13 protein-coding genes are annotated in these 15,495 nt (G+C 47.0%); all 13 read right to left on the bottom strand.

The genetic code is table 11. From position 1 onward, the window contains the following. Window positions 1-28: 28 nt before the first annotated feature. On the bottom strand, window positions 29-1,588 hold the full coding sequence (gene rny / locus ACH97_RS17685; protein ID WP_020451457.1) for a ribonuclease Y: 1,560 nt from the start codon (window positions 1,586-1,588) through the stop codon (window positions 29-31). 341 nt (window positions 1,589-1,929) lie between these two features. After that, complete coding sequence (recA, locus tag ACH97_RS17680) at window positions 1,930-2,976, bottom strand: recombinase RecA (RefSeq protein ID WP_020451456.1); 1,047 nt, start codon at window positions 2,974-2,976, stop codon at window positions 1,930-1,932. Window positions 2,977-3,144: 168 nt separating this feature from the next. After that, window positions 3,145-4,395, bottom strand: a complete 1,251-nt coding sequence (locus ACH97_RS17675; protein ID WP_020451455.1) for a competence/damage-inducible protein A — start codon at window positions 4,393-4,395, stop codon at window positions 3,145-3,147. Between the two features lie 19 nt (window positions 4,396-4,414). After that, entirely contained in the window at window positions 4,415-4,996 is a 582-nt protein-coding gene (gene pgsA, locus ACH97_RS17670) for a CDP-diacylglycerol--glycerol-3-phosphate 3-phosphatidyltransferase (protein WP_048350299.1), read from the bottom strand. A gap of 66 nt (window positions 4,997-5,062) precedes the next feature. After that, a complete protein-coding gene (locus ACH97_RS17665) occupies window positions 5,063-5,965 on the bottom strand; it encodes a helix-turn-helix domain-containing protein (RefSeq protein WP_020451454.1) in 903 nt (300 codons plus the stop codon). Between the two features lie 17 nt (window positions 5,966-5,982). Then, entirely contained in the window at window positions 5,983-6,774 is a 792-nt protein-coding gene (locus tag ACH97_RS17660; RefSeq protein WP_003181917.1) for a YmfK family protein, read from the bottom strand. Window positions 6,775-7,020: 246 nt separating this feature from the next. After that, the gene (locus ACH97_RS17655) at window positions 7,021-7,278 is read right to left on the bottom strand and encodes a DUF3243 domain-containing protein (protein WP_020451452.1); all 258 of its coding nucleotides are present in this window, start codon (window positions 7,276-7,278) and stop codon (window positions 7,021-7,023) included. Between the two features lie 70 nt (window positions 7,279-7,348). Beyond that, window positions 7,349-8,080 carry an elongation factor P 5-aminopentanone reductase gene (gene ymfI, locus ACH97_RS17650; protein ID WP_020451451.1) on the bottom strand — a complete coding sequence of 244 codons (732 nt, stop codon included), beginning with the start codon at window positions 8,078-8,080 and terminating at the stop codon, window positions 7,349-7,351. Window positions 8,081-8,167: 87 nt separating this feature from the next. Beyond that, entirely contained in the window at window positions 8,168-9,454 is a 1,287-nt protein-coding gene (yfmH, locus tag ACH97_RS17645; RefSeq protein WP_020451450.1) for an EF-P 5-aminopentanol modification-associated protein YfmH, read from the bottom strand. Then, window positions 9,451-10,731, bottom strand: coding sequence for an EF-P 5-aminopentanol modification-associated protein YfmF (gene yfmF, locus ACH97_RS17640; protein ID WP_020451449.1), 1,281 nt, complete (start codon window positions 10,729-10,731; stop codon window positions 9,451-9,453). The genes yfmH and yfmF overlap by 4 nt, the downstream gene beginning before the upstream one ends. A 139-nt stretch (window positions 10,732-10,870) precedes the next feature. Then, window positions 10,871-12,076: a bacillibactin exporter BcbE gene (bcbE, locus tag ACH97_RS17635; RefSeq protein WP_155519902.1), complete on the bottom strand. Its 1,206-nt coding sequence runs from the start codon at window positions 12,074-12,076 to the stop codon at window positions 10,871-10,873. Between the two features lie 138 nt (window positions 12,077-12,214). After that, a complete protein-coding gene (locus ACH97_RS17630) occupies window positions 12,215-12,940 on the bottom strand; it encodes a GntR family transcriptional regulator (protein ID WP_020451447.1) in 726 nt (241 codons plus the stop codon). A 132-nt stretch (window positions 12,941-13,072) separates the two neighbouring features. After that, window positions 13,073-15,421 carry a DNA translocase FtsK gene (locus ACH97_RS17625; protein WP_020451446.1) on the bottom strand — a complete coding sequence of 783 codons (2,349 nt, stop codon included), beginning with the start codon at window positions 15,419-15,421 and terminating at the stop codon, window positions 13,073-13,075. Between the last annotated feature and the right edge of the window lie 74 nt (window positions 15,422-15,495).

Here is a 15,495-nt window from a genome sequence, read left to right as displayed (position 1 = left end):
AAAAATAAAGTGGCGCATTCGCACCACTTTATTTTGCGTATTCAACGGCTCTCGTTTCCCTGATCACGGTTACCTTGATGTGTCCAGGGTAGTCAAGCTCGTCCTCGATTCGTTTTCGAATATCACGCGCCAAACGATGGGCTTCAAGATCGTTGATTGAGTCAGGTTTGACCATGATCCGCACCTCTCGTCCCGCTTGTATCGCGAATGATTTTTCAACACCTTCGTACGATTCAGAGATTTCTTCCAGCTTTTCAAGCCTGCGAATATAGTTTTCGAGCGTTTCGCTTCTTGCGCCTGGTCTTGCGGCGGACAGCGCATCGGCTGCGGCCACGAGCACGGCGATGATGGAAGTCGGCTCCTGATCTCCGTGGTGAGATGCGATACTGTTGATGACAACTGGATGCTCTTTATACTTAGTGGCCAGTTCCACACCGATTTCAACGTGGCTTCCTTCCACCTCATGGTCAATCGCTTTCCCGATATCATGAAGAAGTCCTGCCCTTTTTGCGAGCGTCACGTCTTCCCCGAGCTCTGAAGCCATCAGGCCTGTCAGAAACGCCACTTCCATTGAATGTTTCAGTACATTCTGTCCGTAGCTCGTTCTGAACTTCAAGCGGCCGAGGATTTTGATTAAATCGGGATGAAGACCGTGAACTCCAACTTCAAACGTCGTCTGTTCACCCATTTCGCGGATGTAATCATCCACTTCACGGCGGGATTTCTCAACCATTTCTTCGATTCTGGCAGGATGAATGCGGCCATCCTGAACGAGTTTATCAAGAGCGATCCTGGCTGTTTCACGCCTGATCGGATCAAATCCTGAAAGGATAACGGCTTCCGGCGTATCGTCGATGATCAGATCGATCCCCGTCAATGTTTCCAATGTACGGATATTACGTCCTTCACGTCCGATAATGCGGCCTTTCATCTCATCATTTGGAAGGTTGACAACTGAAACCGTCGTCTCGGCCACATGATCTGCCGCACAGCGCTGTAAAGCCAATGAAAGAATATTTTTCGCTTTTTTATCAGCCTCTTCTTTCGCTCGATTTTCACTTTCTTTCGTCATGATCGCGATGTCATGGGAAAGCTCGTTTTCAACCCGTTCCAGAATGATTTGCTTCGCTTCATCTCGCGTCAGACTTGAAATACGCTCCAACTCTGACTGCTGCATACGAATCATTTCATCCACTTTGCTTTCCATCTCTTCAATATGTTGTTGTCGTTCATTCAGAGAATGATCTTTCTTCTCCAACATCGCTTCCCGTTTATCTAATGATTCATCTTTTCGGTCAAGGTTCTCTTCCTTTTGAAGTAAACGGTTTTCTTGTTTTTGAAGCTCATTTCGTCTTTCACGAACTTCTTGTTCAGCTTCTATCCGAAGCGTATGAATCTCGTCCTTTGCTTCAAGAAGGGCTTCTTTTTTCAACGCTTCAGCATCCCGCTTTGCGTCTCCAAGAATTTGTTCGGCTGCATTTCGCGCACCTGAAATTTTTGCTTCGGCAATGATTTTACGAACATAGTAGCCAACAACTAAACAGAATAGGCTCAGCAAAATGGAGATGAGAATTGCTAAAGGATTCATAACTTTCACCTCCTCTTGCTATGAACTTGTCTTGCTAAAAGTAAGTGTCGGCATGTACATTGTACTTCTTCTCAACATACAGAACCTTCACAGGGAGTGAAGCGGCTTCACAGCCCTTGTCAAGTTTAAATGTTTATCAATCATGTTAAGAAAAACAAGTGATACAATTTCATTGTAATTGTGTGGGAAATACTTGTCAAGCTTACGGTCTTAACGTTTCCGGATTAAACGCCTTTTCAAACGGTGCAGATGAAGGTGATGGACAAAGGAGCTGCGTCTGAATGCGCAGATGAAAGGAAAAGGCTGCCGATCGGGCCGGCAGCCTTTCACATGTTTCATGATTAAAATTCGAGTTCTTCTTGAGCTTGGGCCTCGTCTTCCTGAGCAGGAGCAACGCCTCCAGTGTCCAAACCGTAGTGCTCCCGGATCTGTTCTTGAATCATCAAAAGGATGTCCTTGTTTTCTTTCAGGAACTGTTTGGCATTTTCACGGCCTTGACCAAGACGTTCCTCCTGATAAGAGTACCATGCACCGCTCTTCTGAACGATGTCAAGCTCTGTTCCGAGATCGATGATTTCCCCTTCTTTTGAAATCCCTTCCCCGTACATAATGTCCACTTCGGCAGTCCGGAATGGAGGGGCCACTTTGTTTTTCACGACTTTGATTTTCGTCTTGTTCCCCATGACATCGTTGCCTTGTTTCAGCTGCTCTGCGCGGCGCACTTCAAGGCGGACAGAAGAGTAGAATTTCAGCGCTCTTCCGCCTGGCGTCGTCTCAGGATTTCCAAACATGACGCCGACTTTTTCACGAATCTGGTTAATAAAGATCGCGATGGTCTTCGATTTATTGATCGCTCCGGAAAGCTTACGAAGCGCTTGAGACATCAGTCTGGCCTGCAAACCGACGTGGGAATCCCCCATATCTCCTTCGATTTCAGCTTTCGGCACAAGCGCTGCCACAGAGTCGATGACAACGATATCCACCGCTCCGCTTCTGACAAGAGCTTCGGCGATTTCAAGCGCCTGCTCGCCCGTATCAGGCTGTGACAGCAAAAGCTCATCAATGTTGACGCCCAGCTTTTGTGCATAGACGGGGTCGAGCGCGTGCTCGGCGTCGATGAACGCCGCCTGTCCGCCCTGCTGCTGAACTTCGGCAATCGCATGAAGCGCCACCGTCGTTTTACCGGAGCTTTCAGGCCCGTATACTTCAATAATCCGGCCGCGCGGGTATCCGCCCACTCCAAGAGCCGTGTCGAGCGCTAAAGAACCGCTCGGAACTGTTGAAATTCTCGTTTCAGTTTGTTCGCCGAGTTTCATAATCGAACCTTTACCAAACTGCTTTTCTATTTGTTTAAGCGCCATATCTAAGGCTGCCTGACGATCACTCATTCTATTTTCCTCCTTTATCACTTCCGCTATATCTACTATACCTTGTTTGCGCGGATTTGCCAAGAAAAAAGCGAACGCATATTCGATTTTTTTAAGAGGAAAAAATCGATCTCCTAAAATGGAATGACTTTTTTCATAAGAAAGATATACCGAAAATCCGGTTTCCGCTTATTTTTCCATCATTTTCAGCAACAGATGGCAGCCGTATTTGGCAGAACGCTTTCGCACCGCAGATCTGGATCCGGCGAACTGAAATTCGAACGCTTCTTCAGCCTGGTCCTTCACGGAGATGCCGATAAACACCTTTCCTGCCGGATGGCCTTCTTGCGTATTCGGCCCGGCTACTCCAGTAAAGCTGATGCCGATATCGCTTCCTGTTTTGACTCTGATGCCTGCGGCGAGTTCTTTTGCGCATTGCGCGCTGACCGCACCGTAGCGCTGCAGCGTGTCTTCAGCAACACCGGCCGCTGAAACTTTCAATTCGTTTGTGTAGCAGACGGCACCGCCTTTGAAATATTCGGAAGCGCCGCTCATTTCCGTCAGCCAGGTGGAAAAAAGCCCGCCTGTAAAGCTTTCCGCAGCGGCCAAGGTCATTCCCTTGCTCCTGCATGCTTTCGCAAGCTCTTCTGCAAGAGATGTATCATCATACCCGTAAAAGAACTCTCCGACCCGCTCCAGGATGAGGTCTTCCGTTTCTTTTAACAAGCGGTTTGTCTCCTTCGGATCCGCATGCTTTGCCGTGAGCCTGAGCGTGACTTCCCCGTCGGCCGCAAGCGGGGCGATTGTCGGATTAGTCTGCGCATCGATGAGATCTTCCAAATCGGTTTCAAGCTGGGATTCTCCGATGCCGAAGAACCGCAGCACCCTTGACACGATCTTTTCCTTCGAGCCGAGCTTTTCCAAAATCAGCGGCTTCGCTTCGTTTTCAAACATCGGCTCCAGCTCTTTCGGAGGTCCCGGCAAGAGCATATAAAAGCGCGATTCATGCTCAAGCAGCATTCCCGGAGCCATCCCGAAGCGGTTCGGCAGAACATCGGATCCTTCGAGGATCAACGCCTGTTTGCGGTTGTTCGGCGACATCTCCCGGTTCGTTTTTCTGAAGTAATCCTGAATCGATTCGAAGGCTTCATCGTCGAGCTTAAGAGGGCGCCCGACAACTTCAGCGATCGTTTCTTTTGTCAAATCGTCTTTCGTCGGTCCGAGGCCTCCCGAAAAAATGATGAAGTCAGACCTTTTCTGAGCTGTCTGAATGACTTGTTTAAGGCGTTCCGGGTTATCTCCCACCGCCGTGTGATAAAAGACGTTAATGCCGATTTCGGCCAAATGCCTGCTGATAAACTGAGCATTTGTATTAGCGATTTGTCCGAGCAGAAGCTCAGAACCGACAGCGATAATTTCCGCTTTTCTTTCCAACTTCATTGTTTCCACTTCCCCACGTTTAGTTCGATGTTTTTAAAGCATCCCAGTTTTTAGCGAAATAATCCCATCCTGATACGACTGTGAAAAAGACAGCCACCCATAAAGCAAGCGATCCGAACGGGAAGTATACAAGCTCAAATGGAAGATTGTGAAGCAAAAGAGCAGAGATGGCGATGATCTGAGCCCATGTTTTCACTTTTCCAAGCATGTTGGCCGCGACGACTTCCCCTGTTCCCGCAAGGACGAGCCGCAGTCCCGTTACGGCAAATTCCCGGCTGATAATGACAATGGCCATCCAGGCCGGAGCAAGATGGTAATGCACCAGAATAATTAAAGCGGAAGACACGAGCAGCTTGTCTGCAAGCGGGTCAAGAAATTTTCCAAAGTTTGTTACAAGGTTCAGCTTTCTCGCGTAATAGCCGTCAACCCAATCGGTGACAGAAGCAAAAATAAACAACAGTGCGCCGATCAAATGGGTGACCGGAATCGACTCGCTGCCGAAGGAGACAGCCCCCCACTGAAACGGCACAAGCATGATGACCATAAAAACAGGAATTAATGCGATTCTAGAAAGCGTGATTTTATTCGGTAGATTAAACATAAAGGTTCCTCCAGATATGTATGTTTTCCTAATGATGATGAACGCAAGAAAAAGTCATCTGTGCAATTAAGATGACTTTTCCTCCTTTTTATTTTGAATCGTTATGTTTTGTGTCATCACAGTCTTAGGATCGAGCTTGTAAGAAAGAACTTCTCCGTTGATTTTAATTTCAACGCCCGGCGCATATCCGATCCGCAAATCAATTTGCGATTGATCGGTAATATTCTTTTGAAAGGTTTCTCCTTTTTTCATCATTCCTTCTTTAAGGGAGCTTCCTTTCTCGTCGCGCACCCTGACCCATGAGTTTGCGTTTGCCTTTACTTCAAGCTCCAGCTTGTCGGATCCTGATACTTCATAAGTTGTGGAAGAGCCTTCGCTTGCGGTCGCTTTCATGGTCAGCTTGTCGTTCTCATCAGACTGCTGATCCTTTTTTTCTTTGTCGCCTTCAGCGCTGTCTTTCTGCGCATCCGTGTTCTGTTGATTTCCCTTTGTCAGCGGGGAATCTTTTGAGACGTCATACTTGCTTTGCGATTCCTCTGTCTTAGGCTCTTCAGCCTGCTGGTTGCCTCCGCCGTTTACAGCCTGAACGATGACGTAAATGATCGCGATCACAACGATAACGCCGGCTGCCACAAGCAGGGTAGGCAAAAGTTCAAGCGCTTTTGAGGCAGACTTGGGCAGCTCTCTCTGCGGCTTGATTGAAGAAAGCTTCTCAGAAACCTCATCATTGTAAGAATTAGGGATATCTTTTTTAAACTCTTCAAACAAGAGCTCCGAGTCGAGGCCGACAGCTTCGGCGTACTGCTTGATAAAAGCCCGCACATAAAATTTTCCCGGAATGATATCATAGTTTCCTTCTTCAAGGGCCGTTAAATACCTTTTTTGGATCTTTGTGGCCGCCTGAAGATCGTCCAATGACATCCCTTTTTCCTCTCTGGCTTCTTTCAGCCGATTTCCTAGTTCAGTCACAACAAACACCTTCCATTTTAAAAATCAAAGCCGGAAAAACCTGAATGGTCAAACATCTGCGGTTCTTCAGCATGTTCATATGTAATCACCTCATCGGGGCTGTTACGCAATTCGATGATGTAATCAAAATCGTCCATCGTATATTCCGTATTTTGCACGAAAATGTCCGGATGCTCGACAACTTTGGTCGCCGGCAGCCGCATGATCTCACTGACGAGCTGCAAATGGCGTTCAGATCCTCTTCTCGTCGACACAATGCCGTCCAAAATGAAAACATTCTCCGGACTGTACTCATCGGCAATCAGCTGGCTTCTGATCGTTTGCTTCAGCAGTGTCGAAGAAACAAAAAGCCACCTTTTGCTTGCACAGACACTTGAAGCGACAATTGATTCCGTCTTGCCGACGCGGGGCATTCCCCTGATCCCGATCAGCTTGTGCCCGTCTTTTTTAAACAGCTCAGCCATAAAATCGACAAGCAAGCCAAGCTCGTCGCGTTCAAACCGGAACGTTTTTTTATCGTCTGCATCCCGCTGGATATAGCGGCCGTGCCTTACAGCGAGACGGTCGCGAAGCTTCGGCTCGCGGAGCTTCGTCACTTTAATCGTATCCATCGTGTTCAGAATCGATTCTAGTCGCTTAATCTGATCTATATGACGGCATTTTAACAAGAGGCCTCTTCTTTGAGTATCGACGCCGTTAATGGTCACAATATTAATTGAAAGCATCCCCAATAAAGAGGATATATCTCCCAGAAGTCCGGGACGGTTGACTTGTATTTCATATTCTAAGTACCATTCGAGCTTTGCCAAATGATAACCTCCCTACCCATCATCGTGGCAAAAATTTACCTTCCTTTATCATAAAGCATTTTGTCTCAATTAGAAAGCAGAATGTTGTGATTAAATAAGAAAAACGTCCGTTTCCCATAATCGGGAAAAACCTGCTGTAACGGCGCCTGGATGATGTTTACCCTATCGAGGCGGAAAGAAAACACAAAAGCGGTGCCGCTGACAAAGCCGCGCCTATAAAAAAGAGAGAGTGAACACACTCTCTCCTTAATGCGAGCCGTTGTTTTCAACAAGCTTAACCATCACATTCGCAATGGCGCGCTGCTCTTCTTCGGAAGCCACGCTCCAAAGGTCCGCGAGCACTCGTTCTTGATGGTTTTTTGAATCAACCTCACCGGCCAAATAATCGCCGATCTCATATGCGAGATCTGAGATGGTTTCGTTTGACATTCCTCTTTCTTGGGCATAGTTCAAACGGTCGCCCAAAAAGTTTTTCCACTGATCCCAATTATCCAGTACGGACATATCAGGCCCCTCCATTCTCTTGAAGTTACAGCCTTATTATTCTCTGGGGGACCGCAAACTATACATGTTTTTAACAATGCCAGCCGCCATTAACTGACAAAATTTGACCCGTGATATAAGATGCCTTAGCCGAGAGCAGAAACAGCACGGCGTCGGCAACCTCTTCGGCTTCGGCGAGCCTTCCCATCGGAATCTCATCGGCGATCATCTCTTCTTCCTCTTTTGAAAACGAGCCCATCATCCTTGTTTTCACAGCGCCCGGAGAAACGGCGTTGACTCTGATGCCGCTTGGCGCAAGCTCTTTTGCAAGGGCTTTGACAAACACATTTTGCGCGCCTTTTGTCATGCTGTATAAAACTTCGCACGACGCCCCTGTTTCACCCCAAATGGAGCTGACGGCTACAATGGCACCGGATTTTTTCCTGATCATCGCCGGCAGCAGATTCCTCGTCAACAGAAACGGGCTTGAGACATGAAGCTGCACCATGTCCTGCACAGCCTCATCAGTCATGTCTGTCACAAGTCCGCGAAAGCTTTGACCGCTGTTTAAGACGATGCCGTCAAGCGCCCGCCCGCCAATGGAAGCGGAAACGGCTTTTGCGCCGCCGGGGTCGGATAGGTCGCCGTGAATGATTTCGGCGTGAATGCCGTATGTATGTGACAGCCTTTCTGCAAGTGCTGCGGCTGCCTGCTCATTTGTATGGTAATGGAGGAGAAGATCATACCCGTTTTGCGCCAGCTTTTCGCTGATGCTTTGCCCGATTCCGCCGCTTGCACCGGTGATAAGAGCGAGTTTTGTCATACTATGTTTCCACCTTTCCGTTCAAAAGAAGAAAGGTTCAGCGTGCATCGGAAAATCTCCTGACACGCTGAACTTTCAGACCTTGCTTTATGATTTTGGAACGACTTTGCAGACGGTGATTCTGTCTTCTTCGATTTCTTCCTGAATGACGCGGTGAACGTCCTCAAGCGTAATCGATTCGAGTACAGTGACGATATCAAACAGACTCGTCTCCAGAAAAGCGTACCGTGTAAACTGGTTGGCGATATACTCAGGCGAATTCATCGATTTTAAGAAATTGCCGATTTTTTTCTTTCTAGCCAGCTCCAGCTTTTCGGCTGTGATCGTTTCTTTCGCCTTGAACAGCACTTGTTTCAGCTCCTCGGCAAGCTTGTCGGGCTCAGGCGTATCGCCGCCGACAGAGACGAAACCAAATCCGTGTTCTTCAGTATAGTCATAGCTGAATGTCTCATCGATATATCCTTTTTCATAAATTCTTTCATAATCGCTGGAGCTTTTGCCGAACAGGCACTCGAGAATGAGGTTGATGGTCAGCTCATGCTTCAGCAGGGCTTCTCCCGTATTCATCGGATGAGCGCTTTTTAAACCGACGAGACATTTTGAGCTTTGAACATTCATTTTAATTTCCTGTTCTTTTTTGAATACTGCTCCAGGCTCTTCAACTTCTTTGCGAACGATTTCAGGCTGGTCTGTATACGGCTTTTTCTGCTGATTTTCGCGGACCTGGCGGATGATCGCTTCGGGATCGACCGGACCAACGACAAACAGCAGCATATTGCTCGGGTGATAGAACGTCTCATAGCATTCGTACAAAAGGTCTTTTGTAATATGCGAGATGCTTTCGATCGTGCCTGCGATATCAATCCGGACAGGATGCTCCTGGTACATGTTTTCGATCAAGCCGAAAAACAGACGCCAGTCTGGGTTGTCGTCATACATGTTGATTTCCTGCCCGATGATGCCTTTTTCCTTCTCAACCGTTTTTTCCGTAAAGTAAGGGTCCTGCACAAAATCGACGAGCGTTTCCAAGTTTTCTTCCACGTTGGACGTGCTCGAAAACAGGTAGGCCGTTCTGGTAAAGGAGGTAAACGCATTTGCCGAAGCTCCCTGCCTGCTGAATTGCTGAAAAACATCGCCGTCTTCTTTTTCGAAGAGCTTATGCTCCAAAAAGTGTGCGATTCCGTCAGGCACACGGACCATTTCTTCTTTTCCAAGCGGGACAAACTGATTGTCAATCGATCCGTATTTTGTTGTAAAGACCGCATATGTCTTGTTAAATCCTTCTTTCGGAAGAACATAGACATCGAGGCCGCCAGGCATTTTTTCGTAATATAATGATTCCTTCAGCTGTTTAAATTCGATCGTTTTCGTCAAGATGCTCCCTCCGTCCCTTTGAGAAAGTACGTTGTATCCAAATCGATTTTCTTCCCGACTTCGATAATCTCGGCTTTTCTGACGTTGTCGATTCGTCCAAGCCAGTCTTCAAGAGAAAATTCGGTTTGGGCGGCAGCCTGCTGATAAATAAATTCGACTAAGCCGTACGGTGTATCAAGCGTTTCAAGAATCTGGTTTTTAATGACCGCTTTCGTCTGGTCGATCGCTTCTTCTGTAAAGCTGCCTTTTTTCATTTCCTGGAACTGCTCCTTGATGATGTCGACGGCTTTTTGATAATTGCCGACTTCAATCCCCGACATCACCATCATCAGCCCTTTAAAGCTTTCGATTCTGGAAGCCGCATAATACGCAAGGCTGGCCTTTTCCCTGACATTAATAAACAGCTTTGAATGTGAAAATCCGCCAAACAAACCGTTAAACAGCTGAAGCGCCGGATAATCATCATCCGTAAAATGCGTTCCCGTCCGAAATCCCATGTTCAGCTTGCCTTGCTTGACATCCGCATCCTCGACGACTTCCTGAGGCTCCTTTGCGCGGATTTGCTCAAGCTTGGGAACGGGTCTCAGCTCCCGCTCGTTTACTTCGAAGTATTTGGAAATGTACGAATCCACCTGCTGTTCATCCACATCCCCAACGACGTAAATGTCGAGCTGGTCTTCTGTGACCGCTTTTTGATAAGCTTCATACAGGCTTTGAGGCGTGATGCCGTCCACATCATCAAGCTCTCCGTTGACGTGAAGCGCGTATGGCTCATCTTTGCACATCACCTGAATCAGCCTCAAATTTGAATAGCGCATTTTGTCGTTATATACCGCCTGTATTCTTTGCTTTAGTGTGCGTTTTTCCTGAGACACGTACAGCGGCAGAAAAGCTCCGTCTTCAAGCGCCGGCGAAAAAATGATCTCTGACAAAAGCTCGAGCCCTTTTTCCAGAAGCGGTGTCTGATCCTTTAAAAATTTTTCGTTTGCGATATCGAGCCTGAATGTAATAACATGCATTTCCCCTTTTTTGGAGAGATCGCATGATACGGAAGTGCCGTAAAGTTCATCAAGATACATTCTGAGTTCTGAAGTTTTGGGGCGGGTGCCCGTTCCCCGCAAAAGCACATGCGGAAAAAGCGCCCTCTCTGTCACATCTTCCTTTGTTAAAGGAGCAAGCATTTTAAAAATAATCGAGACGGTTTTGAATTTTTCCGTTTTGACGATGTGGCTTGTCAATCCGCGGTGCTTTCTTTTTATTTCGTTAAGGTATGTCATATAGAACCTCCTTCGTCCTTGTTTATATTATGTATTATGACCACATTTCATCATATGCGCTTGGACTGTATGGTTGTAATTATATCAACTGGAGGAGATTTAAGGAAACTAAAAACCTTATGAAAAAGACGGTGCAGATTTACACCGTCTTTGCCGCTTCACTTTCGTCTTCTTTCGGGTCGATATTAAACAGCACAAGCGCTAAGGCGGCTAAACCGCACAAAAGCGATACGATGAATATCAGCCAATCCGCATTTGTCATCATATAGGCGAAAACCGGCGATCCGAGCGCAACCCCGATAAACCGCATACTGTTGTAAAACGAAGATATCGTGCCGCGTTCTTCTTTTTCAATTCCCTCGGTAATGAGCGCATCCAAAGAAGGGAGTGCAATTCCGATCCCGATGCCGCCGATGGACATAAATAAAAACAGCGGGTAAAAGCTGTGGTTCCACCACAAACCGGCAAACGACAGAGACAGCAGGACCATGCCGGTCAGTACGCAGGCCTTCATTCTGATTTTGTCGTTTCCGATCAGCTTTCCGGCAAGGTAGGAGCTGACGGAAAGGAAAAGCAGCGGAATGCTGAGAAGCGCTCCTTTTGCAATCCCGTCAATTTGATGCTGCTTCTCCAATGTATCCGACAGGTAGAAGAGAACTCCGAATAAAAGAAACATAATGATCCCGCCGATGACAAAAATGGAAACAAGCCATCGTCCTTCCCGTTTAAATATCTCCTGTACGTTTTTTGCGAAGTTTTTTAATGTTTGCTTTTCATCATCTTTGTCCTTCGGTTTGGGAACAAAGAACAAGACGAGAAAAAAGCTGGCAAGAGACACGACCGGAATAAACCAAAATGGCATGTACCAAACCCAAGATGCTAAAAAAGCCCCTAATATCGGGCTTAATACTTTACCGGCAGTATTGGCCGTCTCTATATCTCCGAGTCCCGCGCTGATTTCTTCATCTTTTTGAAAAAGATCGCCGATAAACGGCATGACGATCGGCGCTGCGCCGGCTGATCCGATACCTTGAAGGACGCGCCCGGCTAAAATCATCGCAAACGGATCTTCGAAAAAAGTTGAAGCCAAACCTGCCAAAGCTCCTCCAGCTCCCGCGATTACAAGACATGGGAGCATGATCTTTTTTCTTCCGAACCGGTCTGACATATAGCCGGTAATCGGGATGCATAAAATCGCCACGATAGAGTAAACCGTGATGATCAGCGACACTTGGAACGAAGAAATGTTTAATTTTTTTTCGATCATCGGCAAAACCGGAATCAACATCGAATTGCCTAGCGTCATCACAAGCGGGACCGAAGACAGCGCAACAATGCTTTTCATGTCTTTTTTTCTGCTCAACTTTTTTTCACCCAATTCATCAGTATTTCCATCTGTTATTGTTCCGTGTTGCGGGCTTATTTATGTATGGGCGCTAATGGGCAAAAAAAAAACAGCCGCTCCTAATCGAGCGCCCGTATATCAAAAACGTTTTCTGACGACGTGAAATCTGAATTTATCGGCCCGAAAATAGTTTAAAGAATATAAAACGGGCTTATCGTTTTGGTCATAATGAGTCTGTTTGAGCAGCAGCAAAGATGTTTCAGGATCGCATTCGAGAATTTGAGAAATGGTGTCGTGATACCCGATCGGCACAATATCGGCAACAGCATAGCTGATCACGGCGCCGGATTTGTCCTCAAGCCATTCAAACATCGATTCCTGCTCGTGTGAAAAGCCTTCCGGGAGGATATCCACAGGTATTTTATCAAGACAGTAGACAACAGGCATTCCATTTGCCGTTCTCACCCGCTCAAGCAAAAAGATCTCGGTTTCTTCCGCATATTGAAACCGGAGCATATCTTCTTCGGTAGGAGCGGTAACCTGTGAAGACATAAAAATGGTTCCCGGCGTCATGCTTGCCTGCTCGATCATTTTTGTGACGCTGTTCAGCTGCTCAATACCAGATAGAAATAACGGTCTGGCATTTACAAAGCATCCGACCCCGTGCCTTCTGATGATGACGTTTTCTTCTTCCAGCATTCTAAGCGCTTCACGCAAAGCCGTTCTGCTCACACCAAGCATCTTTGACAGCTCAAACTCAGACGGGAGCCGTTCATTCTCGCAAAAGACCCCATTTTGAATATCATCTTTTATCCGATCAATCACTTTTAAACATAACCGTTGATTGTCAGCTTTTATCGACATGTTTTCCCTCCGTCTGACAGATCAGATTCAAATTACCTTTAATTGAGGATAACTATATCATGTTTTGTCAAATAAATAAATAGACGTTTTCCAGTTTACATAATGAAATTATGTAAAACAAGAACTCTCTTCTTAAGAAGAGAGTTCTTCATATTGCTCTTTTGACAAGAGGACTTCACGGGGCTTTGAACCTTCATAAGGGCCGACGATTCCCCGCTCTTCCATGGCATCGATAAGCCGCGCCGCTCTTGTGTAGCCGATGCGGAATCTCCTTTGCAGCATGGACACGGACGCCGTCTGCATGCTGACGACAAGCGCAACCGCTTCGTCGTAAAGATCGTCTGTCACTTCGCTGACCGTTTCCTGCGTCTCTTCTGGAATCATTTCTTCTTGGTATTGGGCTTTTTGCTGGGTGATGACGTGATCGACAACTTTTTCAACTTCTTCATCTGACAGGAAGGCCCCTTGGACGCGGAGCGGTTTGTTGGCGCCGACAGGCAGGAACAGCATGTCCCCTCTGCCGAGAAGTTTTTCAGCGCCTCCCATATCAAGAATCGTTCTGGAGTCTGTCTGCGACGATACGCTGAAAGCGATCCTTGACGGAATATTGGCTTTAATAACCCCTGTAATGACATCGACCGAAGGCCGCTGCGTCGCGATGATCAGATGGATTCCCGCCGCCCTTGCCATTTGCGAAAGCCTTGTGATCGAGTCTTCCACATCAGAGGAAGCGACCATCATCAGGTCGGCAAGCTCGTCCACGATCACAATGATGTATGGCAGCTCCGGCTGCTTTGCTTCTTCTGCGGCATTCATCCGTTTAATATAGTCGTTATACCCTTCGATATTTCTCGTTCCCGTGTGAGAAAACAATTCGTAGCGCCGCTCCATTTCGTTGACGACTTTCTTCAAAGCCTGCGATGCTTTTTTCGGATCTGTCACGACGGGCGCGAGCAAATGCGGAATCCCGTTGTAGACGTTGAGCTCGACCATTTTCGGGTCGATCATCATCATCTTCACTTCGTGGGGCTTTGCCCTCATCAAAATGCTTGTAATAATCCCGTTGACACAGACGCTTTTCCCGCTTCCTGTCGCTCCTGCAACAAGAAGATGGGGCATTTTGTTCAGCTCTGCCAATACAGCTTCTCCGGAAATGTTCCGGCCGAGTCCGATCATCAGCTTTGCATCCGGCCGGTCATTCAGTTTCGATTCGAGCACTTCTTTCAAGGAAACCATCGCGACTTCCGCATTCGGGACTTCGATTCCAATCGCCGATTTTCCGGGAATCGGGGCTTCGATGCGGATATCTTTGGCCGCGAGCGCAAGAGCCAAGTCATCACTTAAATTGACAATTTTGCTGACTTTGACGCCCACATCAGGATAGACTTCATATTTCGTTACGGCCGGGCCGAGATGAACCTGGGTGACTTTCGCCTTAACTCCAAAGCTTTGAAACGTCTTTTCCAGCTTCCTGGCATTGTCGTAAATATTCTTTTTATCCGCCTGCTGCCCTGTGTGCTTCGGCTCATCCAGCAATTGAATCGACGGAAGCTGATAATCCTTGTTTTCAAGCTCTGTGAACGTGATCTCGGGCGCGCCTGTAGCCTGCATGTCCTCACCGGCTTCAGGCTCAGGAGAATGCTCGGCAGGGGCAGGCGCCTGAGCTTCGTACGCTTGAACTTCGGGTTTTTCATCACGGTCGGAAAAGCTTGAAATAATCGGTTCTGACTGAATCACCGGATCTGGATCAAGCTCCGCTTCTTGTACAGGCTCTTCAGACACTTTCGGTTTTCTCTGCGCCTTTTGTTTTTTTCCTGATTTCTTTTTGGGCGAACTGCTTTTCAATTGTTTAATGTCTGCTAAAAAGGCCTGCCACTGGTTTTTAATGAAGGACGCGACCGGGGTCATCCATTTGATCAGCGTCTCCTGCAGCGAACGGTCCGTAATCAAAAGAAGGCCGATCAAGATCAGGAAGACGGCGATGATTTTAGACCCTGCAGATGCAAACAGAAAGTATGACGCCGCAAATAAAACGGCTCCAAACATTCCGCCTCCAAGATCAGGTGATCCTGTCTCGCCTTTTACATCCATCAGAAACAGCTCCCACGTATTTTGGATTACGCTCGGAGACTGAACGATTCCCCTTTCGGTCAAATGCTGAAACAGCTGGACATGGGAAAGAAGCAGCATGCTTGCGATGATGCAGTAAAGGCCCGCTTTTCTCCTTGTTAAAAAACTGGGTGTTTTCTTCTTCCAAAATAAAGACACACCCGTTAAAAAAAGGCCGAGAAAGCAAAGGATGAACCATTCACCGGCGAAAAAGCGGAACATGTAAATGAACGTTTGCCCTGCTACGCCAAGCTGCAAAACCGCAATAATCGAGATGGCGATACAGATTAATCCGTACAATTCAAATTTAAGATGAATCCGTTTTTTTCCTTGTTTTTGTTTCTTTGTTGATTTTCGTTTTCTTTTTGCCATGTTCCATCACCTTACTGCGTGTTAAAAAATGTAAAAACAAAGAGAAAGCAGCCTTTTTTCGGCTGCGATTTTCC

Origin of the sequence: Bacillus paralicheniformis (genome assembly GCF_001042485.2) — a bacterium.
In the GTDB taxonomy this organism is placed as follows: Bacteria; Bacillota; Bacilli; order Bacillales; family Bacillaceae; genus Bacillus; species Bacillus paralicheniformis.
Note: the sequence above shows the minus strand (reverse complement) of the source record. Positions and strands in the feature narration are given on the sequence as shown.

What these genes read in the sequence shown, in the direction of transcription:
- rny (WP_020451457.1), bottom strand. Translation starts at nt 1,588, where the DNA reads ATGAATCCTTTAGCAATTCTCATCTCCATTTTGCTGAGCCTATTCTGT.
- recA (WP_020451456.1), bottom strand. Translation starts at nt 2,976, where the DNA reads ATGAGTGATCGTCAGGCAGCCTTAGATATGGCGCTTAAACAAATAGAA.
- ACH97_RS17675 (WP_020451455.1), bottom strand. Translation starts at nt 4,395, where the DNA reads ATGAAGTTGGAAAGAAAAGCGGAAATTATCGCTGTCGGTTCTGAGCTT.
- pgsA (WP_048350299.1), bottom strand. Translation starts at nt 4,996, where the DNA reads ATGTTTAATCTACCGAATAAAATCACGCTTTCTAGAATCGCATTAATT.
- ACH97_RS17655 (WP_020451452.1), bottom strand. Translation starts at nt 7,278, where the DNA reads ATGTCCGTACTGGATAATTGGGATCAGTGGAAAAACTTTTTGGGCGAC.
- ymfI (WP_020451451.1), bottom strand. Translation starts at nt 8,080, where the DNA reads ATGACAAAACTCGCTCTTATCACCGGTGCAAGCGGCGGAATCGGGCAA.
- yfmF (WP_020451449.1), bottom strand. Translation starts at nt 10,731, where the DNA reads ATGACATACCTTAACGAAATAAAAAGAAAGCACCGCGGATTGACAAGC.
- bcbE (WP_155519902.1), bottom strand. Translation starts at nt 12,076, where the DNA reads ATGAAAAGCATTGTTGCGCTGTCTTCGGTCCCGCTTGTGATGACGCTA.
- ACH97_RS17630 (WP_020451447.1), bottom strand. Translation starts at nt 12,940, where the DNA reads ATGTCGATAAAAGCTGACAATCAACGGTTATGTTTAAAAGTGATTGAT.
- ACH97_RS17625 (WP_020451446.1), bottom strand. Translation starts at nt 15,421, where the DNA reads ATGGCAAAAAGAAAACGAAAATCAACAAAGAAACAAAAACAAGGAAAA.